This is a genomic window from Flavobacterium sp. GNP010, assembly GCF_056428945.1.
In genome coordinates this window covers 43,291-64,016 of the sequence record NZ_JBWJVK010000004.1, presented here as the reverse complement: position 1 = coordinate 64,016, position 20,726 = coordinate 43,291, and the positions used below count along the sequence as shown (strand labels likewise).

Here is a 20,726-nt window from a genome sequence, read left to right as displayed (position 1 = left end):
CATCTTATTTAATGGTTTTTAGCATTTCTTCAACAGCTCTTTCTAATTGCTTGTCTTGTCCGTTCAAATAATCTTCGTATTTCAATGCAACTGGAATATCTGGATTTACTTGTAAGTTTTCAGTAGGTCTGTTTTCTTTTCCGATAGTAGCAACCATTGGAATTCCGAAAACTAAAGTAGGATCAATTTGTGTTTCCCACCAAACGGCGGTTCCTGTTCCTGGTACGCCCATTCCAATTAATTTCCCAATTCCGTTTTGCTTGTACACATATGGGAAAATAAATGCATCTGAATAATTGCCTTCGCTCATTAATACACAACTTGGTTTGGTCCATCTACCTAATGGTTCTGCATCTTTTAATCGGTTGCCTTGTGGTGCAAATTCAAGGTAGCGTTTGCCGCTCAATAAGGTATTCAAATCATCGTGTAACCAGCCACCACCATTAAAACGAGTGTCTACAATCAAAGCTTCTTTTTCGAAATTTTTGCCCATTACTTGGTCAAAAACTTCTCTAAAACTACCGTCATTCATTCCTTGTACGTGTACGTAGCCTACTTTACCGTTACTCAATTTTTCAGTAATTTGATTCATCTTACGAATCCAACGGTTGTACATTAAACCCGATTCTTCACCAAATGAAATCGGCTTCACCGATTCTTGAAACGCCACACCATTAGCATCAACACCAGAAATTAGTATTAATTTACCTGTTTTTCTGTTCAAAAACTTAGCCCAATCCGTATTTGCAGTAATTGGTTCGTTGTCAATTTTGTTGATAGTGGCGCCTGCTTTAAGCTTTAAGCCTGTTTTATCAAAAGGCCCGCCTACGATAACCTCAGTAACTTTTAAACCGTCAGCGGCATTTTTTTCATCGTATAGCAAACCCAAACATGCGGTAGCATCCATATTAGGAGGCGTAAAACTGTAGCGTCCTCCGGTGTGTGAGGCGTTGAGTTCTCCTAAAATTTCACTCAATAATTCTTGAAAATCATAGTTGTTATTGATGTGTGGTAAAAATTTAGCATAAGTTTCTTTATACATTTTCCAATCTACGCCATGTAATTTTGGGTCGTAAAATTTCTTAGCGGTCTGTCTCCACATGTGATTGAAAATGTAGTTGCGCTCTGCTTCGGTGTTTAAAACCATCTCTGCCGATACACTGATCCCCGTAATTTTACCACTTTCGGTTTCAATTTTAGATAAGCCTCCTTCGTTTCGTACAAACAATGTTTTATTGTCCTTACTCAAAAATAAGGTACTTGGAGATGATCCTAGTTTGGCCAAAATCTTAGTTTCTTTGGTTTTGGTATCGGTTACCCAAAGATCGAATCCTTTTTCAAAAGAAGCTAAATAGAACAGTTTACTTCCGTCATCATTAAATACAAAATCAGCAATAGATGAGCTGTTGATGGTTACACGCACTTTTCTGGTTTCAAGATCAGTCAAATCTGGATTCCAAACTACTACATCCTCTTTTTTAGGAGTGTCTTTCTTGTTTTTGTCAGTGCTAGATGTCGTTTTTTTGTCTTCGACTTCTTTCTCTTTGTCTTTTATTTCTTTGGCAAGTGCCGCTTCTTCTTTGGATAATTTAAAATTTTCAAAGTCTTTTTTATCGAAAAATACGGCGTACACATCGAGTTCTCTACTGCCTTGATTGGCCAATGATTTTCGACCTTCTTTGCTGCTTAACCAAGCAAGCGCTTTGCCTTTCATTTGTTGCTTGGCCGCATCTTCGCCAAAACCACTCATAATTGGGTATTTAGTTTCAGAACCATCGGCTTTGATCATCGCGGTATGGGTTGCATTAAAATTCCCCATGCTATCATCTACAAAAAGCCATTTGCTATCGTCGCTCCAATTGAAACCAAAATCGCCATCAGAATAACTGTGGTTTCTACCTTCCGGTAAAATGGTTCTTGAAGTTTTGCTAGCCAAATTGTAGACACGAACAATATTGCGCTCTTCAACAAAAGCAATTTCTTTGCCGTCTGGGCTAAATTTAGGCATAAACTCTTCCTTATCAGAAGGAATTAGTTTTTCTTCTTTAATTAAGGTAGCTGAATAAAAATAAGCTTCTTCTTTTCGTTCTACTTTGGCGGTGTAAAGATCCCAACTTTCACCACGCTCTGAAGCGTAAATCAGCGTTTTATTGTCTGGTGACCATTGCACGTGGCGCTCTTGCTCTGGTGTGTTGGTAATTCTTTTGGTACTTCCACCATCGGCATTGGTAACAAAAATTTCGCCTCTAGAAACAATTGCAATTTCTTTTCCGTTTGGACTTGGCACAAACTCTGAAATAGAACCTGCAATAGGTACGTTTTTCTCTACATTGCCTTTGCCATCATTTTGGATTGTAATTTTTACTTTTTGTGGGCTTTGACCTTCTTTCAAAGTATAAATTTCACCGTCTTGCGAAAAGCACAAAGTATTGTCTTGTGCCACACTTAAATGGCGTACCGGATTGTTTTTGAAAGTAGTTAAGGCCGTTGCTGTTTTAGCAGATAGATTTTGCTTGAAAATATTTTGATTGCTGCCATCGGCTTCGCTCAAAAAGAAAATATGTTGATTGTCGTTGCTGTATACCGGTTCGCGGTCTTCACCTTCGTAAGTGCTTAACTGCGTGTAGGTTTTTTTATTGACGTCAAATACCCAAATATCACGCGTTACGCTGCTGGTGTGGTGTTTACGTAAGGCATCTTCGTACCCTTTGCGGTCTTGAAAAACAATTTGATTTCCAGCTGCATTGTAGCGAGCATATTCTATTCCGCCCTCAGTAACTAACACCGGTTTTCCGCCAGTTGCCGCAACTGTATATAAGTTTTGGAACAAACGCGGCGAGTAAAAATGAATGTTATTGCTGCTTGTTTGACGGCTAGAACCAAATAATACATTTTTACTATCAGGTGAAAAATCATACGGATAATCAGCCGCTGAATTAAAGGTTAGTCGGGTAGGAGTTCCTCCGGTTACGGGTAGCGTAAACACATCAAAATTACCGTAGCGGTCACTAGCAAAAGCAATTTGCTTTCCATCTTTGCTCCATATGGGCATCATGTCATGTCCTTCATGAATGGTAATAGGAACTGCAGTACCACCTTGGGCATTGACTACATAAATATCGCCTTTATAGCCAAAAGCAATGTTTTTGCCATCAGGCGATAGCGCGGGATGGCGCAACCAGAGGGCATCTTGTGCGAATGATACTGTGCTTGCTACTAACAATAAGCCACAATATAGAGATGATTTTAAATTCATAAGTAATAAGAGTTTGGTTCTTTATTTAGTAGCTTATTTTGAGATTTTGTTACAGGTTTACTTTGTTTTTTTGAGATTTGAAAAAGCAAAAAAGGAGAAGATTTTATTGGTCTCAAAAATAGTTAAAACTATGTACTTTAGTGCATTTCCCTTTCAGGTTCTAAAAATATTTACCGCAAATTCGCAAATTATTTTTTACGTTGCAAGTCTTTAAATTTGCGAATTTGCGGTGGATTTTACATTTTAACCTCGCAGACTTTCAGTCTGCCAAACAAAATCTATGGACTTTAAGTCCATAGTGGTTTAGTTAAGTTTAAGTCTCGTTCATTGGCAAGCATTGCAAATTAGCATATGCTTAAAAGTGAAGGATTACCGTGCAGTTTTTTAATACTTTTTTGAAATAATACTATTCTTAGGTAGGGTAAAATACTTTCTAGTTGTCTTACTATTGAAGCTAGAAATAAAAAAGATAGTAACTGTAACAAAAAATTATAATCATGAAAACAATTAAATCTTTACTGATCCTACTTTTTTTGGGAACAATAGCAACTGCACATGCACAAGAAGCCAGTGTAAAAAGTGAAACAAATGTAAATTTCAATGCGGATAAAATTACATATTATCAGCAAAGGGGCAGAGAAGATGCTAATTATGAGTTGACTTTTACTGCCAAAACCAAAGCCGAAGAAAAAGCTTTCTGGAAAGAGCAAAAAGAGTACGAAAAGGAGTTAAAGAAAAAGAATAGAAAAGCGTATCAGGCCTATATTGCCAGCAAGGAAGATGTTTATACAACGCATCATTCTCATTGTGATTCCCATTGTCATCACAGCGATGCCTTTTATGGATACGCAGGATTTTATTATTATGAATATGATCAAAGAAATTATCAAAGAAGACCAAGCAATACTTCGGTACGTACACAAATAGGAGTGCGTGCTCCTAGCGTACGATTAGGCCTTTTTTAATATATTGATCTTTGTAAAAAGCCGTTTTTTCTAGTTCAGAAAAAACGGCTTTATTTGTTTTAGCAGGGTAAGTAGACTCTCATTGCAAACGAATGCCAGCGGAATAAAAAATAGATTATTTATTATTTCTAATGCCTTCGCAATGAATAAAAGGTTTGTCGTCTTCAATTAAGTAAAAATTCACCTCTATATTATTACTTAAATCAATAAAATTAGTTTCTATTGTTTTATAACCAATTGCATAAGCGGTTATAAAAAAACTTTTGTATGTAGATTTTTCAGTTTTAAAAGAGTATTCTCCTTTAGATGAAACATTAGTTTTAAAACATGTAGCTGTTAATGTAGCATTGACAATCGGTTTACCTGTTGACACATCCAATACTTTACCACTAATATTAATTTCGTCAGAATCATTTGTACTTATTGTGTTATTTGGAATGATTTTATACCCACCTTTATTGTATGTAGGGATTAGGCCTTTTTCAATTGATGAACATCTAGTAAACGTTAATACAATTGTAATAAAAAAAAGAAATACTGTTTTTTGTCTCATAACTTACGTTTTTAACCCCCGGTCCCGGAAGTCTTCCTTTTTTGCACAAAATGTTATTAGAACTAGTTGCTGTGCGAATGTCTCTGACTTCGCACCCATTCCTATTTGCCGCTCCAATTTTATCAAACTCAATATTCATTGTATTTGGTAAAATTATTCAAATTCATAACATCAACAATTGGAGTATCTGCTTTTTCTATTTTCAATAATCCTGAATCAGAAACATAATTGATGGCGCTGGAATAAACGTAATGAGAAGCTTTCTCGACAATTCCAGCCCTAACAGGGTTTTATTGTTCTTGCTACGCACGCAACGAATCTCTACATGTTGGCAGTAGTTATTTATTAATTATCGATTCTAAATTTACTGTTAAGTTTAAATAGGCTCCAAAATTTTTGGACTTGTTATTTTCTGAATCAATTGTGTTAGTTAAATTAACTTCTGGAATGAATTCAATGCCAAAATGTTTTGCAAAATTTACACCAAAACCTAGCATTCCGCCGAAAATGACTTTTTTATAAAAATTATCATTTTCTTGTCCATCAAATTTAGCATTCAAAATGTTTGTCATTCTAAAACCACCAATCAAATAGAATCCCTTATTATATTCTTTATTAACATCATATCTCAGAAGTGTATGTATTTGCAAAGATTTTATTTCAGACTCTTTAAACAAATCCCCTCCAAATTGATTTCCATTTAATAAATAATAATTATCTTCTTTCACACTACTATATATCAAGTTTCCTCTAACTCCAAAACTATTATTAAGTTGATATTCTAAAAACCCTCCGAAATTCACTCCACTATATCCTGCACCAGCATTTATTGGACCATCAATTTCAACATCATAAGCATTAAATCCTAGAATTGTTCCATAGTTTAAATTCTGTGCTTTTGAATAATTAAATAACATAAAAAACATAATAATAAGGATAATTTTTTTCATTTTTTTTAAAGACTTTAGGTTTGTAATTACTGTTAAAGGCAGTTCGTCTAAAAACCTCTAAACGAACTTTATTTTGTTAATGAGTGAGTAAATATATGTGATTTAAACTACAATTAAAATTCTTTTTGGGGAAAGTCCCCCCACCCCGAAGTCTTCCTTTTTAGCACAAAATGTTATTAGAACTAGTTGCTGTGCGAATGTCTCTGACTTCGCACCCATTCCTATATGCCGTTCCAACTTTATCAAACTCAATATTCATTGTATTTGGTAAAATTATTTAAATTCAGAACATCAACAATTGGAGTGTCTGCTTTTTCTATTTTCAATAATCCTGAATCGGAAACATAAGTACTGGCACTGGAATAAACATAATGCGAAGCTTTCTCGACAATTCCAGCCCTAACAGGATTCAGGTGAATATAATCTAGCTTTGTCCACATAAACTTGTTGCTATACACTTCTTCTGGATGATTGCCATATTGCCACAACTGATAATTTTTGTTTCTGGAATGACTTTCGGTTGCCAATTTAAAGCGTTCCAACATCCAATCTCTTCTGCTTTCAGGGCTATTTTGAATTTTCTCTAAAATTGATTTGGCTGTAAATTTTTTGAAATCTCTAATTAAGTCAGATAGTGTTGCTTCTTGTGATTGTATTATCATGTGGATATGATTACTCATTATGACATATCCGAACAAAATCATTCCTTTATTCTGGATGCAATAATCTAAACTTTCAATTATTACATCTTTATAAGTTTGTCTGGTAAAAACATCAATCCAATCTACAACGGTGATAGTTATAAAATGCGGTAAAGTTTGGTCTCTTATTTTATATCCTTCTGACATTGCTTTTTATCAAATGTAATTATTTATCGTATTTGTAAAAAATTGTGTTTGTTGCCTATTGGAGTGGGTGCGAAGTCAGAGACATTCGCACAGCAGCCCAGAATTTAAATAACGTTTTTTTTAATAATACTTCGAGCAGCTGGGCTTACGAAAACTTGAAATTTTATATTCATTTACTTTTACTACTTCTTGTATTGTGTTTTTTTTTTTTTTTTTTTTTTGATTCTGTTGTAGTCTGACTGCCAACTTACAAATTGGCATTTCAAATCTATCAATACCAACAGTTTAGCTGAATCAAAAAAAGTTCCATCTCACTTTATTCATTTCTCAAATATATTAAAATAATCTTACAAATTGTGTTTAAAAAAACGACTTTGTAAAAATTATCCTTCTCAAATAGCCCCGATAGCAGTGATTTATATGAACGTTTTTTTTAACACTTCGAGTAGCTGATATAACTTAAATTATAAATTTATCAGCAAATATTTTTCGACTAAATCTAATTAGTACTGTAAATATTAATCCCAAAAAAATAAGCGCTATAAAGATTATCGGATAGAAATCCCATTCAAGTTTTCTTAGAAATAAATTTATCACAATTAATATCCCAAGGACTAAAATTGCAAATACAATGGTGTTTAGAAAGCACAGCTTCATACTATTTCCATTTCTTTTGAGTATCGAATTTCCAATAGTTATTTGATAGAAACTGATAGGTAATACAATCGCTAATATGTTTTTTAAATATACTAAGGTACTTGGATAACAACTTTCACAATCTTCTAAACCTGGTTCTCGAAAGAATCTATCTGTTATAAAAAAATATGCAACAATAATTATTGCTCCAATTGTAATAGGAAGAATAGTTTCTAATAAAATTTTGGAGATTTTCATTTTCTGCAAGGTTTCGTTTTCTATTACTGGTTACTTAAAATTGGTGTAACAAACCTTCCCAACTCCACCAATTTTGCGGAATTATAAAAGTTCCATCTCGCCTTATTCATTTCTCAAATATATTAAAATAATCTTACAAATTGTATTTTTAAAAAAAACGAGTTTGTAAAAATTATCCGTCTCAAATAGCCCCGATAGCAGCAGAAATCCTTTGCGGTGGCGGTAGCTAAAAGCAAAGATTACTTCGTCAGTTCGCTTCGCTCGGGTGTAGCGCATAGCGGGAATAAACGCCTGCTAAAAATGCCTGCTGTGCTCCCCAAAAAAAAAACCTGCAAGTCCCGATACTTCGGGGTCGCTTGCAGGTTTACTCTAAAAATCTAACGATCTAAAAATCTAATATTTATTTAATCAACTCGAAACTTCTTTTCACGAAAGCAGTTAAAGCTTCGCCTTTTAATAGGTTTTGCGATAATTTAGCTAAGTCTAGCGCTTGTTTTACTAAACTTTCTTGAGCGCCTTTGTCTTTGTTGTTTAGGATGCTTGTTGCCAATTCAGAGTTGGTGTTTACTACTAAATTGTACATTTCTGGCATGTTGCCCATCCCAAACATTCCGCCACCGCCGCTTTGGCTCATTTCTTTCATTCTACGCATGAATTCTGGTTGCGTGATGATGAATGGCGCTGAGTTGCTGTCTAGTGCTTCCAGTTGCACACTGTAGGTTTGTTTTGGAACTATAGTTTCTAAAACCGTTTTCAAGTTAGTTTGCTCTTCCTCAGATAATTTAGAAATCGTTGTTTCCTCTTTCTTGATCAAATTATCGATATGGTCTGAATCGACACGTACAAAAGTCAGGTTGCTGTTATCGCCTTCTATTTTTTGAATTAAGTGCGAAATAATAGGAGAGTCTAGCAATAGTACTTCGTAGCCTTTTTCTTTTGCAATTTCTATATACGAGTGCTGCGCTTCTTTATTTCCGGCATATAATACTACTAACTTGCCATCTTTATCAGTTTGATTGGCAGCAAGATTTTCTTTTAATTCTTCTAAAGTAAAATATTTATCGTCAACTGTTGGGTATAAAACAAAAGCACCTGCTTTTTCGTAGAATTTATCCTCAGATAGCATTCCGTACTCTAAAACGATTTTGATATCGTTCCATTTTTGCTCAAAATCTTCCCGACTTTCAGTGAATAATGATTTTAATTTATCGGCAACTTTACGGGTGATGTAGTTCGATATTTTTTTAACGGCAGCATCTGCTTGCAAGCCTGAACGCGATACGTTTAAGGGAATATCTGGAGAATCGACCACACCTTTTAGCATCATCAAGAACTCAGGAACAATTCCTTCTACGTTATCCGTTACGTACACTTGATTTTGGTACAACTGGATTTTATCTTTCTGGATTTGTAAATCAGATCCTAATTTTGGGAAGTACAAAATACCTGTTAAGTTAAACGGGTAATCTACGTTTAAGTGTATGTGAAACAACGGCTCCTCAAATTGCATAGGGTACAACTCATGGTAGAATGTTTTGTAATCTTCTGGAGTTAAATCCGTTGGTTGCTTGGTCCAAGCTGGATTTGGGTTGTTGATGATGTTGTCAACTTCTACTTCTGTAAACGTTTTTTCTACATCTTCAGCAGCAACTTCTTCACCCTTTTTTTGTTCAATTTTTTCAGTTTTGGTTCCAAATTTAATTGGAATAGGCATGAATTTATTATACTTATTCAGTAAGCCTTTGATTTTTGAATCTTCTAAGAACTCCAGTGAATCCTCGGCAATGTGCAAAATGATTTCAGTACCACGAGTCGTTTTGTCGGCTGGTTCTAATGTGAATTCGGGGCTTCCGTCGCAAGTCCAGTGTGCAGCAGGCTCGTCTTTGAATGATTTAGTGATGATTTCTACTTTCTCCGCTACCATAAAAGCAGAGTAGAAACCAAGACCAAAGTGACCAATAATTCCAGAATCTTTAGCAGAATCTTTGTATTTGTCTAAAAACTCTTCGGCTCCAGAAAAAGCTACTTGGTTGATGTATTTTTCAACCTCTTCTGCAGTCATTCCCAAACCTTGGTCAATAATGTGAATTTTTTTACCTTCTTTATCGACTTTGATTTCGATAATTGGGTTTCCGTACTCTACTTTGGCTTCGCCAATGCTGGTTAGGTGTTTTAATTTTAGAGTGGCATCAGTACCATTCGAAATCAATTCTCTCAAGAAAATTTCGTGATCACTGTATAAAAATTTCTTGATTAAGGGAAAGATGTTTTCAACCGAAACATTAATTTTACCTGTTGTCATATTTTGTGTTTTAAGTTTATTTTAATGCTATTTAGTCTTCAAATAGAATACCAATTGTAATGGAAGTGACAAATTGTCGTAAGTGTTAATTATGATACAATTTGATAAAATTCTGAAACAATTTGATTGGGTTCATTTGTATATTTGTGTAAGTATTAATTCATTAAAATTTAAGAAAATGAGAAAAATAATTTTACTTTGCACATTAGCAGTATTGGTTTTTGCATGTAAGTCAAAATCAGTTACGGGTACAAATACAAATAATAAAGTTCAAGTAGCAATGAAAGGGAACTGGACGGTTAGCTCTGTAACCTATCCAGGTTCTGAATACATTAAAGTAAACTCTTTTGACCTTGCAGACTCTCAATGTTTTGTAGGTAGTAACTGGAAATTAGTTTCAAATAATAACAAAGGGACAATGTCATTAGCAAGCGCAAATTGCACCTCATTTAGTTCACCAATTACTTGGTTTGTAAACAAGCAAGGTCAGTTTGTTCTAAAGGTACTTAATGCTGGTGAAAAAGCAAGAAAAGTTAGAGACGGATATGTCTTAAATGTAGCTAATCAAACAGAGACTTCATTCCAATTACTTGACAAAGGGATAGTGGAAGGAAAAACAATCGATGTGGTATACCAATTTCAAAAAGCAAACTAATTAAATAATATTTAGATATGAAAAAGATTTCAATAGTTGCAATGGCAACAATAATGGTTATAGGATCAATATTCACAAGTTGTGAAGCAGTAAAAAATACAAATAAAACGCAAAGAGGAGCAGGAATAGGTGCTGTTGCAGGAGCGGTATTAGGAGGAGTTCTTGGGAACAATCTTGGTAAAGGTGGTAATGGTGCAGTAGGAGCTGTTTTAGGTGGTGTTATTGGTGGTGTTGCCGGTGGAGTTATTGGTAACAAAATGGACAAGCAAGCTAGAGAAATTGATGCCGTACTTCCAGGAGCTGAGGTGGTGCGTGTAGGAGAAGGAATTAAATTAGTATTAAATGAAAATGCAGTACGTTTTAATACCAATAAATCGTCTTTGACTTCTACTGCAAAAGCAAATTTAGATAAATTAGTTCCTGTTTTTAAGGAATATCCAGATACAGATATCACTATTTATGGGTATACAGATAGTACAGGTCCAGCAGATTATAACTTGAAACTTTCAGGAGAAAGAGCGGCTTCAGTAAAAAACTATTTGAACAGTAAAGGAGTTGCTTCTAGCAGATTTCAAGTAACTGGTTTAGGAATTGCTGACCCAATTGCTTCTAATGAAACAGTTGAAGGTAGAACAATGAACCGTCGTGTGGAATTTGCAATCACTGCAAACGAAAAAATGAAAAAAGATGCTGAAGCTGAAGTGAAAAACTAAGCAAAAAGTACTTTAAAAACAAGGGCTGTTTCGTTAAGAAGCAGCCTTTTTTTGTGCCTAAATTTGAATAAACATTGTAAATTTGCAGCTTTAAACACAGATGATGCTAGAGATTAAAGACATAACGTTTGCTTACACTGATAAGCCCGTTATTGAAAATATAAGTTGTACAATAGAGAGCGGTCAAAACATTGCACTAATAGGAGAGAGCGGCTGCGGAAAAAGCACCTTGCTCAAGCTTATTTATGGATTATATGATTTAAATAGTGGTGCCATAACGTACAATGAAAAACCCATTTTAGGACCAAAATACAACCTAATCCCTGGGGTAGATTACATCAAGTACTTAGCTCAAGATTTTGATTTAATGCCGTACACAACTGTAGAGGAAAATGTGGGGAAGTTTTTATCGAATTCATTTTTACCGATCAAGAAACTTAGAATTCAAGAGCTCTTAGAAATGGTTGAAATGACAGAGTATGCTAAGGTTAAAGCAAAAGACCTGAGCGGCGGACAACAGCAAAGAGTAGCTTTGGCTAAAGTTCTTGCGTTGGAGCCAGAAATTTTATTGTTGGATGAGCCCTTTAGTCACATTGATAATTTTAGAAAAAATGCGTTACGACGCAATTTGTTTGCCTACTTGAAGAAAAAAGGAATTACTTGTATTATTGCCACCCATGACAGCACCGATGCCTTGTCTTTTTCGGATGAAACCATTGTGATTCAAAACGGAAAAATTGTTGCCAAAGGGGATTCAAAAACGATATATGAAAATCCAACAAATAAGTATGTTGCCTCTCTTTTTGGAGAGGTCAATGAGTTGAAATTGTCGCAATTAATAGATTTAGAAGACGATGAAGATGAAGCGCTTTTGTTGCGTCCGCATCAATTGCGAGTGGTAGATAACGCTATTATGAAAGCAGTAGTAAAGCAATGCTATTTTAAAGGAAGTCATTATTTAGTCAAAGCCGCTTTTGAACGAAGAGCCATTTTCTTTGACCATGACACGGAATTAGAACTCAACCAAGAAGTGTTTTTGATGTTATCCTGAAAATAAGTGTTCAGTTAATAGTATTTAGTGTTCAGTTATTACTTGCTCAAAATAGCTATAAAAGCAAAACCCCAAAATCAGTCCGATTTTGGGGTTTTGCTTTAACTTCTAAATCACTTGATAATTAATTAGCAATAACTAAAAACTAATCACTAGAGACGATGGAATACCCACTTGTCACGAGAGACTACTCACTACTTACTAATTGACTACTCACTAACTAAAGCTTTAATTCTTCAAATATTTTTCTAAGAACTGATCTTGTTCCCAAAGCAAGTGTAAAATATTTTCTTTGGTTACATAACCGTGCGCTTCTTTTGGCAGAATTACCATTCGTGCAGGAGCACCTAAACCTTTTAGTGCTTGAAAATAACGTTCTGTTTGCAAGGTAAAAGTTCCAGGATTATTATCAGCTTCACCGTGCACTAAAAGCATTGGCGTTTTCATTTTGTCCGCATTCATAAATGGCGACATTGTGTTGTACACTTCAGGAGTTTCCCAGTAATTACGTTGTTCCATTTGGAAACCAAAAGGTGTCAACGTTCTATTGTAGGCACCACTTCGAGCGATTCCGCATGCAAAAAGGTTAGAATGTGTCAATAAATTAGCGGTCATAAAGGCACCATACGAGTGACCACCAACGGCTACTTTTTTTCTGTTAATGTAACCTAAAGCATCTACTGCATTGATTGCTGCCTCGGCATTATCAACTAATTGCGTAATAAAATTATCGTTTGGTTCTGTTGTTCCTTCGCCAATAATAGGAAAAGCAGCATCATCCAGTACAACATAGCCCTTGGTTACCCAATACACAAACGAACCATAATTAGGAAACGTGAATTCATTTGGGTTTTGCGTACTCTGCCCTGCAGAATTTTTGTCTTTGTATTCTGCTGGGTAAGCCCAAATCAACAAAGGCATCTTTTCTTTTTTGGTCTTATCATATCCAACGGGTAAATATAAAGTTCCAGATAACTCTACACCATCTTTACGTTTGTATTTAATCACTTCTTTGCTCACGTTTTTGATGCTTTCAAACGGATTTTTGAATGTGGTTATCGGAGTTAATTTGTTTTTTTGGAAAATGTTTCTCAAATAGTAATTCGGATATTCGTTCTTAGATTGAATTTGTACTAAAACAGTTCCTTTCTTGAAGTCCTCAATTTCTATTACATCTTCTTTTTTATCGGTGTATGTCGAAGTGTACAAACGTTTTGCTTGTGCTGTTTTTAAATTGAATTCGCTTATAAACGGAAATTGTCCATTTTTTGTAAATCCTTGTCCAATTAAATAGGCATTGTTATTTTCGATCGCTAAAACATAGCGGTTGTATTGGTTTTTTCTAGTTTCAAAATTTCCAGGATCGGAATACACATCTTGGGAGTTTCTGTCGAAAATAACTTTTGGAGCTTGACTCGGATTTGATGGGTTTATCAAATACGTTTTTGTATTTCGAGTGTCGTACCATTCATCTGATACGATGGCAGTATTGTCATTTCCCCAAATGATCCCTGAATAGCGTTGTGGTGTTTTTACCAATGTAGTTGCTGCGGCATCAAACGGTGCGTTCCAAAGAAAAACTTCATCTCTAAAATCTACTTTAGTTGCAGGATCTCCGCCGTCTAAAGCTTCGGCATAGACTAAAGTAGCTGGTTTATCTGCTCTCCAGCTCATGTTTCTTTTGCCTTTTCGAACTGCCATAAAACCTTTTGGGATAATTTCAGTTAGCGGTACTTCATTGACTACTTTGATTTCTTGACCGTTTTTATCACAAATCACCGATTTTGACGGAAATCGACTCAAAGGAACGATATAGGAGAATGGTTTTTTAATGGTGGTCAACATAATGTAATTGCCATCAGGCGAGAAGCTTTCCCCTGCATACATATCTGCTTTTTTGAATAAAGTTGCAGTACCATCTAGCGTTACTTTATACAATTCAGAGGTCATGATATTCTCAAAGTTAGCCTCGTCGTTCTTGTTTTTCAACATGTCTGGATACGTTCTGTTTTGAGATTTGGCACCATCAGCATTCGAGATAATCGGTCCAGTTGGTAAATCTTTTTTTGCGTCCAATAAAGCCGCTCTGTTTTTAGGAAGCATTTTTACTAAAATCGTGGCATTGTCGTTCAACCAACTAAACGGATTTCCGATATTGGCATTGACCATAGCCTCAGTCAATTTTTTGGCTTTAGCCGAAGCCACTTCAATCACCCAAAGTTCAACACCAGTTGCAGTCGTGTGCGAAAAGGATATTTTAGTATCATCTGGCGACCAAGCAATGTTACTGATGCGAGGGTTTTCTGGTAATCCAGCTACTTGCATCTCGTTACTATCTTTTATTTTGCGTATTTTTAAGTTGTTCACGTAGGTTACAGCGCTAGAAATATTGGTGATTGGATTGATACGCAATCCACCCAAACGCAATTCATCTTGATTCAAATCGTCGAGTGACTTATAGGTATTTCTGTAGGTCAACAACATATATTCTTTTTTGGTATCCATCGATACCGAAGGCGCTCTTTCATAATCTGCCAGTTCTAGTATAGATGCAGAAGGTTTTTGGTAGGAAAGGTTTTCTTGCGCAAAACTGGTTAGGCTCAGTCCAAGAAGAAAAAACAATGAGATCTTCAATTTCATAATTTGAATGATTTTAAATTAGCATTAAGGGTTGGTATAAGGGTACTAAAATAAAGCAACTTAGTTACATTTGAAAATATTTACTTTTTTTTAACTTTTGATCTGTTTTCTTCTGGTTGGGGCAGAACTATTTTTATTGTACGGTAGTTTATTCCTTTGTTTCAACTGATATAAAGTACTGCAAAATGGTAAAAAATTGTAAATTGCTAAAAAAGTGGTAATTTAGCGCCTCTTATTTTAGAGTATGTTTTAAATTTGCAATCTGATTTTAATAAAATAACAATAGTATGTACCATTCAAAAATAGCGGGATTGGGTTATTATGTTCCCGAAAACGTAGTGACAAATGAGGATTTGTCAAAAATTATAGATACCAATGATGAATGGATTCAAGAGCGTACCGGGATTCAAGAACGACGTCACATTATAAAAGGAGAAGATACCACTACCTCAATGGGAGTGAAAGCTGCTGAAATTGCTATTGAGCGCGCTGGAATTGCAAAAGAAGATATTGATTTTGTTGTTTTTGCTACCCTTAGCCCTGATTATTATTTTCCAGGTCCAGGAGTTTTAGTACAACGCGATTTAGGATTAAAAACAGTTGGTGCGTTAGATGTAAGAAATCAATGTTCTGGATTTATATACGCAATCTCGGTGGCTGATCAATATATTAAAACGGGTATGTATAAAAACATATTGGTTATTGGATCTGAAGTACACTCTACAGGATTAGACATGACTACCCGCGGACGTGGTGTTTCAGTGATTTTTGGTGATGGTGCAGGAGCTGCTATTTTGAGTAGAGAAGAAGATCTGACCAAAGGAATTTTATCGACACATTTACATTCTGAAGGGCAACATGCCGAGGAATTAATTGTAAAAGCTCCAGGAATGGGAGGCCGTTGGATTACAGATATTTTGGCAGACAATGATCCAGATGATGAAAGTTATTTCCCGTACATGAACGGACAGTTCGTATTTAAAAACGCAGTCGTTCGTTTTAGTGAAGTAATCAATGAAGGTTTGCAAGCTAATAATTTACAGGTATCTGATATTGATATGTTGATTCCGCATCAAGCGAACTTACGTATTTCACAGTTTATCCAAAAGAAATTCAATTTGACAGACGATCAAGTATACAATAACATTCAAAAATACGGAAATACTACTGCAGCTTCTATTCCAATTGCATTGACAGAAGCATGGGAGCAAGGAAAAATAAAATCAGGAGATACGGTTGTTTTGGCTGCATTTGGTAGTGGTTTTACCTGGGGAAGTGCCATAATAAAATGGTAAAAAGTACTCTAGATTAAAAAAATAGTTTCAAATCGAAAAACCCCGAAGTTGGCAAACTCCGGGGTTTTCTTTTGGTAATTAACTACTATAACAAATTCAATAATTTATTTTTAAAACAATCCTCCGCCCCCTTTATTGGTGTCGTTATCTCTTTGTTTGCGTTGCAGACTTTTGCTTTTCCCAGCTCCAAACATATAATTAAAACCTAAGTAAACAGATTGACTTTCCCATGTAAATTGTCCTCGAAGCGGATACGGATTTGCACCATCAAAACCAGCTTTCATCGTGTTGAATACATCGTTGAAACGAAGACTTACGGTAGCTTTATCATTTAAGAATGAATAACGTCCTCCCGCATCTATTTTATACATTTTTTTTCCGTTAAATTGTATTCCGTCAACACCAGATCTATAAAAACCAAACAATAAGAAACGCAGGTTTTTTGTGGCTTTAAAATTACTATTTAAACGGGCGTTGAAAGCCTCTGCATTTACCTCTTTACGTACTAATTCAAAAGAGTTGGTATTAGTATTTTGTACAGAAATTAATCCCTTTTGTTTGATACTAGAAAAATCTATTGCAGGTTGAATATCCCACCATTTTGTAATTTTATAATTAGAAGATATTTCAAAACCAAATGAAGTGTTGGTATCAAAATTGTCAAAACTCAAAATTTGGTTTTCTGTATTTTGAGGATCAGGATAAATGATTCTGTTGATTTCATTATTTATTGATCGTACAAAAACGCCTGTGGTAATAGTTCCTTTTTTGATGGTTTTAGTATAATTTAATTCTAATGAATTCGTAAATTGAGGCTCTAATTCGGGATTTCCAACAGAAGTTACTCTTGGAGTACTAAACTCACGAATCGGTTTAGTTTGTTCTAATCCTGGTCGATCTACACGACGACTATAACTCATTTGAAATTGATTTTTTTCGTTTGGAGAAAAAGTCATCGAAGCCGATGGATAAACAGTTATATAATCATCGTTGAATGCCGTTGCACCATTCAGTTTGGCGCGTACATTGTAGCTTTCAAAACGACCGCCAAGCTGATATCCTATTTTTGTGAATTTTTGTCCAAAAGTAACATAAGCAGAATGAATGTCTAAGTCATACGTGTAATTTGAGTTGGACAAAGAACTATTGCTGGTATCGTAGTTGTTTTCTGTACGAATGATTCTGCTTTCAGCACCAAGCTCTAATTTTGATTTTTCACTCAGTGGATTTACATAATCTAAATTAATGGTGGAGTTTTGTCTTTTGTCAATAAGTTGATCGGTATAGCTACTATTTGTGAAGATAGGATCATTAAAAAGGGTCTGGAAGTAACCTTTTTGTTTTTCTGAATATATACTGTGATTGATTTCTAAATCTAATGTTTCGCCTTCTTTTTTAGTCAAATGTTTGAAAGCTAAATTGTACGTTCCGTCACTGTTATCAGATTTATAATTCGATTTTTGTATGATATTGTCAGTAGCATCTGGATTCATGATATTCACGTCTATGTTGTTATCACTATTCACTTTGTTTTGATTGGTATAAACAGAGAGCGTATTTTTATCATTGATGTAATAATCCATTCCAAATTTTAACAAGTGTGATTTGTCATTGTTTCGGATATCAAATAGTTGTTTAGAATCATCATCTAGTCTCGAAATTAGGCCTTCATTAAATTTTTTCCCAAAATTATTTCCATAAGTAGAAAAGAAGTTCACTTTCCCAGTTCGGTAATTCATATTAGTTGAATTACTAATTTTAGGAGTTCTTGCAAATGTCAAACCAGTATTGATGCTTGCATTAAACCCATCGGTAGCGTTTTTATGTAGGACAATATTAATAATTCCAGACATTCCTTCTGGATTGTATTTGGCACTTGGATTGGTAATTAATTCTATTTTTTTGATAGATGCCGATGGAATTTGTTTTAACAATTGCGAAGCTTCAATATTGCTGGGACGGCCATCAATTAGAACTCGCACGTTTTCATTACCGCGCAACGATAATTTTCCGTCTTGATCTACGTTTACAGAGGGGATATTGTTCATGATTTCTGAGGCAGTTGCGCCAGCAGAAATAAGATCTTTTCCAACATTGATCACTTTACGATCAATTTTTTGCTCGATGGAAGATTTTTCGCTTACAATTTCAACTCCTTTAAGTTGAATGGCATCCTCTTCGAGTGCAATAGTATTCAAGTTGAGGTTGCTGTTTTCGGTTAGTTTAGCGTTCTGTAAAATTGTTTTGTAACCAATAAATTGAATTTCAATAGTATAATCTTTTACGGCTAAATTTTTTATTTGAAAAGTACCTTTGTCAGATGTGATGCCACCAGTTACCACTTTGCTGTTTTCCTTTATTACAATATTGACATACGGTAAGGGTTCATTTGTTTTTTTGTCGATTATTTTTCCAGATATCATTCCAGAATTCTCGAGCATTACCGGTTTGACCGAAGTTTGTGCCTGCATCGAAAACAACGTTCCGATAAAGCAGATTAAAATTAATTTTAATTTCATGATTGATTTGATTTAAATGATTGATGGTGCAAATATATTGTTTTATATGATACTATGCTAAACATAATACCTTTTTTAATACTGTTTGACATATTTTAACAAATACCCAGTGATGAATTGGTACGTAATAGACTGTTGAGGCAGGAAATTGTTACATCAATTATTAAATAATTCGTAAAAACCGCTCTTGATGTGGTATAATTACTTCATTTACAGGTGTAAATTATCTCAATTTCCAATTTTCCAAATTCCTGCAATATGACTATCTTTGCAATCTTAAAATAAAAACACAAAATGACATTACAACAAATGCTGAAACCCGCAATTGAAAAAGCAATACACGTTTTATTTGACGTCACTATTGATAAAATAGAGTTTCAAACTACGCGTAAAGAATTTGAAGGCGATATCACAATGGTTATTTTTCCGTTGTTGAAAGTTGTAAAAAGCAACCCAGTAGAATTAGGAACAAAAATAGGTAACTATCTAGTCGAAAACGTTGCTACGGTAAGTCGTTTTAATGTAGTTTCTGGCTTTTTGAATATTGTTATTTCTGATGTATATTATTTGGATTACTTTAAAACGATAAAAGACGATCCTGCTTTTGGTTTTGTGACGCCTTCGGTAAATGACAAAGCAGTTATGGTCGAATATTCTTCTCCAAATACTAATAAACCCTTGCATCTTGGGCACGTTCGTAATAATCTTTTAGGATATTCTGTTGCTGAAATCATCAAGGCTTCGGGAAAAAAAGTATATAAAACGCAAATCATTAACGATAGAGGAATTCATATTTGCAAATCGATGTTGGCTTGGCAAAAATTCGGAAACGGACAAACGCCAGAATCTTCAGGTTTAAAAGGAGATAAATTAGTTGGTAATTATTATGTAGTTTTTGATAAAGCGTATAAAGAAGAAATAGCGCAATTAATGAGTGCTGGTAAAACCGAAGAAGAAGCTAAAAAACAAGCTCCGATTATTCTGGAAGCCCAAGATATGCTACTAAAATGGGAATCTGGTGATGAATCGGTACTTTCGCTTTGGAAAACCATGAATCAATGGGTGTATGATGGTTTTGCTATCACGTATAAAAATTTAGGTGTCGATTTTGATGCATTTTATTACGAAAGTAATACGTATTTGCTCGGAAAAGATGTGGTGCAAATAGGTTTGGATAAAGGCGTTTTCGAAAAAGACCCAGACGGTTCGGTATGGATTGATTTGACTGATGAAGGTTTGGATCGTAAAATTGTATTGCGCTCCGATGGTACTGCGGTGTATATGACGCAGGATATTGGAACGGCCATTCAACGTGTAAAGGATTATCCGGATGTGGGCGGAATGGTATATACGGTTGGGAATGAACAAGATTACCATTTTAAAGTATTGTTTTTAATCTTGAAAAAATTAGGTTTTGATTGGTCTAAAAACTTATTTCACTTATCCTACGGTATGGTAGATTTGCCATCGGGTAAAATGAAAAGTCGTGAGGGTACCGTTGTTGATGCCGATGATTTGATGCAAGAAATGACAGATACTGCACAAAAAATTTCCGAAGATTTAGGGAAATTAGACTCCTATTCTCCAGAGGAAAAATCAAAATTATACAGTACAATTGGTCTAGGAGCTTTAAAATATTACATTCTGAAAGTAGACCCAAAAAAACGAATCCTATTTAATCCTGAAGAGTCAGTTGATTTTGCTGGAAATACTGGGCCGTTTATACAATATACGTATGCCAGAATTCAATCTATTATCCGTAAAGCGAATTTTGATTATTCAAATACAGCAGATATAAAAGTGCTTCATGAAAAGGAAAAAGAATTGGTCAAGCAATTGGAATTATTTCCTGAGGTAATTCAAAATGCAGCGCAACATTACAGTCCGGCTTTATTGGCTAATTTCACCTATGATTTAGTTCGAGAATACAATTCTTTCTACCAAGCAGTTCCAATTTTAGGCGAAGACGATTTAGAGAAAAAGATTTTCAGAGTTCAATTGTCTAAAAAAGTGGCAGATACGATTGCGGCATCATTTAAGTTACTAGGTATTGATGTACCAGAAAGAATGTAATAATAGCATTTT

13 protein-coding genes are annotated in these 20,726 nt (G+C 34.8%); 6 read left to right on the top strand and 7 right to left on the bottom strand.

What is annotated here, in order from left to right:
- Positions 1–4: 4 nt before the first annotated feature.
- Complete coding sequence (locus AC061C_RS02370) at positions 5–3,256, bottom strand: S41 family peptidase (RefSeq protein ID WP_478289867.1); 3,252 nt, start codon at positions 3,254–3,256, stop codon at positions 5–7.
- A 497-nt stretch (positions 3,257–3,753) separates the two neighbouring features.
- Here AC061C_RS02370 and AC061C_RS02365 point away from each other — a divergent pair, with 497 nt between their 5' ends.
- Positions 3,754–4,221 (top strand): hypothetical protein, encoded by a 468-nt coding sequence (locus AC061C_RS02365; protein WP_478289866.1) that lies wholly within the window; start codon positions 3,754–3,756, stop codon positions 4,219–4,221.
- Between the two features lie 115 nt (positions 4,222–4,336).
- Here AC061C_RS02365 and AC061C_RS02360 read toward each other — a convergent pair whose 3' ends face one another.
- The 4 genes from AC061C_RS02360 to htpG all read right to left on the bottom strand — a co-directional run bounded on the left by AC061C_RS02360 (position 4,337) and on the right by htpG (position 9,768).
- The gene (locus AC061C_RS02360; RefSeq protein ID WP_478289865.1) at positions 4,337–4,774 is read right to left on the bottom strand and encodes a carboxypeptidase-like regulatory domain-containing protein; all 438 of its coding nucleotides are present in this window, start codon (positions 4,772–4,774) and stop codon (positions 4,337–4,339) included.
- Between the two features lie 338 nt (positions 4,775–5,112).
- The gene (locus AC061C_RS02355; RefSeq protein ID WP_478289864.1) at positions 5,113–5,724 is read right to left on the bottom strand and encodes a porin family protein; all 612 of its coding nucleotides are present in this window, start codon (positions 5,722–5,724) and stop codon (positions 5,113–5,115) included.
- 248 nt (positions 5,725–5,972) lie between these two features.
- The gene (locus AC061C_RS02350; protein ID WP_478289863.1) at positions 5,973–6,572 is read right to left on the bottom strand and encodes an REP-associated tyrosine transposase; all 600 of its coding nucleotides are present in this window, start codon (positions 6,570–6,572) and stop codon (positions 5,973–5,975) included.
- Positions 6,573–7,866: 1,294 nt separating this feature from the next.
- The gene (htpG, locus tag AC061C_RS02345; protein WP_478289862.1) at positions 7,867–9,768 is read right to left on the bottom strand and encodes a molecular chaperone HtpG; all 1,902 of its coding nucleotides are present in this window, start codon (positions 9,766–9,768) and stop codon (positions 7,867–7,869) included.
- A 178-nt stretch (positions 9,769–9,946) separates the two neighbouring features.
- On the opposite strand from htpG, the gene AC061C_RS02340 reads away from it, so the two are divergent.
- From AC061C_RS02340 to AC061C_RS02330, 3 genes are all read left to right on the top strand, one after another.
- Entirely contained in the window at positions 9,947–10,423 is a 477-nt protein-coding gene (locus AC061C_RS02340; RefSeq protein ID WP_478289861.1) for a hypothetical protein, read from the top strand.
- A 17-nt stretch (positions 10,424–10,440) separates the two neighbouring features.
- Positions 10,441–11,136 (top strand): YiaD family glycine zipper/OmpA-like lipoprotein, encoded by a 696-nt coding sequence (locus AC061C_RS02335; protein ID WP_417970556.1) that lies wholly within the window; start codon positions 10,441–10,443, stop codon positions 11,134–11,136.
- Positions 11,137–11,239: 103 nt separating this feature from the next.
- Positions 11,240–12,187, top strand: a complete 948-nt coding sequence (locus tag AC061C_RS02330; protein ID WP_478289929.1) for an ABC transporter ATP-binding protein — start codon at positions 11,240–11,242, stop codon at positions 12,185–12,187.
- A gap of 228 nt (positions 12,188–12,415) precedes the next feature.
- On the opposite strand, the gene AC061C_RS02325 is transcribed toward AC061C_RS02330, so the two are convergent.
- Positions 12,416–14,827 carry an alpha/beta hydrolase family protein gene (locus AC061C_RS02325; protein WP_478289860.1) on the bottom strand — a complete coding sequence of 804 codons (2,412 nt, stop codon included), beginning with the start codon at positions 14,825–14,827 and terminating at the stop codon, positions 12,416–12,418.
- Positions 14,828–15,114: 287 nt separating this feature from the next.
- Between AC061C_RS02325 and AC061C_RS02320 the strand changes: the two genes are divergently transcribed.
- The gene (locus AC061C_RS02320; RefSeq protein WP_478289859.1) at positions 15,115–16,122 is read left to right on the top strand and encodes a 3-oxoacyl-ACP synthase III family protein; all 1,008 of its coding nucleotides are present in this window, start codon (positions 15,115–15,117) and stop codon (positions 16,120–16,122) included.
- A 110-nt stretch (positions 16,123–16,232) separates the two neighbouring features.
- Here the strand turns inward: AC061C_RS02320 and AC061C_RS02315 are convergent, their stop codons facing one another.
- A complete protein-coding gene (locus AC061C_RS02315) occupies positions 16,233–18,641 on the bottom strand; it encodes a TonB-dependent receptor (protein WP_478289858.1) in 2,409 nt (802 codons plus the stop codon).
- Positions 18,642–18,935: 294 nt separating this feature from the next.
- Between AC061C_RS02315 and argS the strand changes: the two genes are divergently transcribed.
- A complete protein-coding gene (gene argS, locus AC061C_RS02310) occupies positions 18,936–20,714 on the top strand; it encodes an arginine--tRNA ligase (protein ID WP_478289857.1) in 1,779 nt (592 codons plus the stop codon).
- Positions 20,715–20,726 lie beyond the last annotated feature (12 nt).

Coding starts and splice junctions, on each gene's coding strand:
- AC061C_RS02335 (WP_417970556.1), top strand. CDS start 10,441: ATGAAAAAGATTTCAATAGTTGCAATGGCAACAATAATGGTTATAGGA.
- AC061C_RS02360 (WP_478289865.1), bottom strand. CDS start 4,774: ATGAGACAAAAAACAGTATTTCTTTTTTTTATTACAATTGTATTAACG.
- AC061C_RS02350 (WP_478289863.1), bottom strand. CDS start 6,572: ATGTCAGAAGGATATAAAATAAGAGACCAAACTTTACCGCATTTTATA.
- AC061C_RS02340 (WP_478289861.1), top strand. CDS start 9,947: ATGAGAAAAATAATTTTACTTTGCACATTAGCAGTATTGGTTTTTGCA.
- AC061C_RS02320 (WP_478289859.1), top strand. CDS start 15,115: ATGTACCATTCAAAAATAGCGGGATTGGGTTATTATGTTCCCGAAAAC.
- AC061C_RS02330 (WP_478289929.1), top strand. CDS start 11,240: ATGCTAGAGATTAAAGACATAACGTTTGCTTACACTGATAAGCCCGTT.
- AC061C_RS02355 (WP_478289864.1), bottom strand. CDS start 5,724: ATGAAAAAAATTATCCTTATTATTATGTTTTTTATGTTATTTAATTAT.
- AC061C_RS02325 (WP_478289860.1), bottom strand. CDS start 14,827: ATGAAATTGAAGATCTCATTGTTTTTTCTTCTTGGACTGAGCCTAACC.
- AC061C_RS02370 (WP_478289867.1), bottom strand. CDS start 3,256: ATGAATTTAAAATCATCTCTATATTGTGGCTTATTGTTAGTAGCAAGC.
- argS (WP_478289857.1), top strand. CDS start 18,936: ATGACATTACAACAAATGCTGAAACCCGCAATTGAAAAAGCAATACAC.
- AC061C_RS02315 (WP_478289858.1), bottom strand. CDS start 18,641: ATGAAATTAAAATTAATTTTAATCTGCTTTATCGGAACGTTGTTTTCG.
- htpG (WP_478289862.1), bottom strand. CDS start 9,768: ATGACAACAGGTAAAATTAATGTTTCGGTTGAAAACATCTTTCCCTTA.
- AC061C_RS02365 (WP_478289866.1), top strand. CDS start 3,754: ATGAAAACAATTAAATCTTTACTGATCCTACTTTTTTTGGGAACAATA.